This is a genomic window from Laceyella sacchari (genome assembly GCF_004343255.1).
In the GTDB taxonomy this organism is placed as follows: Bacteria; Bacillota; Bacilli; order Thermoactinomycetales; family Thermoactinomycetaceae; genus Laceyella; species Laceyella sacchari.
Map to the genome: position 1 here is coordinate 1 of NZ_SMDD01000017.1, position 1,891 is coordinate 1,891.

Genomic DNA, 1,891 nt, shown 5'->3' on the forward strand with positions numbered 1-1,891 from the left:
GTGAAACACTAAACACTAAAGTGTTAAGTGTTTCATCGAATTGACAGGTCACGTTGTCACTCTTTAGTTTTCAAGGAACACTTCATATCATTTTGTACCGCTCATTTCGCGGCGACAAGGAATATCTTATCATTTCCCTCGATAAATGTCAACTGCTTTTTTGTTATTTCAAGTCATCAAATAACGTGATAAAAGCAACATGTAATAACATAGCATGGTCACACAATAAAATCAATCCTTTTTAATATATAACATAACTCCATGTTGCCCAGAAAATTACCTATGCTCAATTTTTGATATTGTTCTTGGTGGTGTATTTGCGCTCATTGGTGTTTTGGATTACATCACTGCTCCTTTTGACAACCAGACTGCTCAGGATAAATATATATTAACTACTCATTGCTTATCTCACTTCAAGTTCTGGATTGTGTGATCCCAAAACTGATGATTACATTAGAACGTTTTGGCTGTCCAAAAGCGTTATTGCTTTTGTTCTTCTCATCGGTAGGTCCCTTGCAACAATTGCAATACCAATATGGAGAGTCAATGCGATCCAATAAAAAGATATAAATACTCTTTCAGTTCAAACAACAAACATTTATTTTGGGATTAGACCAATCCCCCACTCTTGTTTAAAGAGTGGGGGATTGGTTAATGTAATGAAATGAGAGTTGGTAGCATGATGCTGAAAATCAAAAAATAAAGTGCACTGGAAAACAAAAAGCCTCTCTCTACTAAGCCAAAAATCTTTTTTATTGGCGAGACAAACATACCTAAAATAACACCTATTAAAGATATTTTGGTGATCCAAGTGAGAATTACCAAAGTAGTTGCATATGCTGAACTTATACCCATTTGAACGAATACTGGAGTTAAATTAAAAATAATTGTCGCAGTCATTGTAAACTGAATGATTGCAGACAAATAATGCAACCTTCCTGTTGTGGTCCTTTTTTCTCCTTCGAGGTCAGTGGGAAAAACAAGTACCCCTAAAATCGTCAGCGCTCTTATCCCTAACATGATGATAGCAGCTGTCTTAAAGTGAAAATCTTTATCCCAACATAACAAAACAAAGACAAGTAACAGCGACGATATGATGTGACATACTCCTGATAAAACTTGTAACTTCCTAGATTCGCCAACACCATAATCACTTACAGCATGATAAATCGGATTGTAATTTTTGAATTTAACATGAAGATATAGCATTATTATAAAGTAACCTACAACGGCCAAGCCACTTACGTAAGATAAAAGAGTTATTATGTTCATTTTGATCTCCATCCGCTATTGAAATTATAAGTGTCATAACTGTAATTGACTGTTATATCACTTAACTTTCTCTATTTTAACACAAGAATATATTGTTAAACATCTGACCGCTTTGTCTAAAGGTCCTTGTTTTGTATCTAAGGATCAAACTTATAACTTCAACATGTTACAGGGATTAAAAGTAAACCAACTTTTTAAAAGCTGGTTCGGTCGTACTTTTCTATAGAAAACCCCATTTCACATCTGCTTTCAAACGGTTAATCATTTATGTTATCGAAACCACCTGCTCATCATGTTTCGCTACAACAAATTGAATATAACTTCATATAGTTTAAAGAACTATTAGCTATGCAAATGATTTTTTCAAAATCCGTTACTTACATACCCTTTTGAAACAGCTTTGCAAACAAAAAAGATCAACCCCAATGGGGTTGATCATCTTATTAATAGCGGCGGAGGGCCTCGAACCCCCGACCTCACGGGTATGAACCGTACGCTCTAGCCAACTGAGCTACGCCGCCATATTTGGTTGCGGGGACAGGATTTGAACCTGCGACCTTCGGGTTATGAGCCCGACGAGCTACCAGACTGCTCCACCCCGCGCCGTTCCCATCAAAAG

The 1,891-nt window shown here is 36.5% G+C and carries 1 protein-coding gene and 2 tRNA genes; all 3 read right to left on the reverse strand.

The annotated features are described in order from the left end of the window. Positions 1-651: 651 nt before the first annotated feature. The 3 genes from EDC32_RS16085 to EDC32_RS16095 all read right to left on the reverse strand — a co-directional run bounded on the left by EDC32_RS16085 (position 652) and on the right by EDC32_RS16095 (position 1,875). Complete coding sequence (locus EDC32_RS16085) at positions 652-1,272, reverse strand: DUF998 domain-containing protein (RefSeq protein WP_158283431.1); 621 nt, start codon at positions 1,270-1,272, stop codon at positions 652-654. Positions 1,273-1,719: 447 nt separating this feature from the next. Beyond that, a tRNA-Met gene (locus tag EDC32_RS16090) sits at positions 1,720-1,793 on the reverse strand. Positions 1,794-1,798: 5 nt separating this feature from the next. Next, a tRNA-Met gene (locus tag EDC32_RS16095) sits at positions 1,799-1,875 on the reverse strand. Between the last annotated feature and the right edge of the window lie 16 nt (positions 1,876-1,891).

Excerpts from the sequence above, each read along its gene's own strand:
- EDC32_RS16085 (WP_158283431.1), bottom strand. The coding sequence starts at position 1,272 with ATGAACATAATAACTCTTTTATCTTACGTAAGTGGCTTGGCCGTTGTA.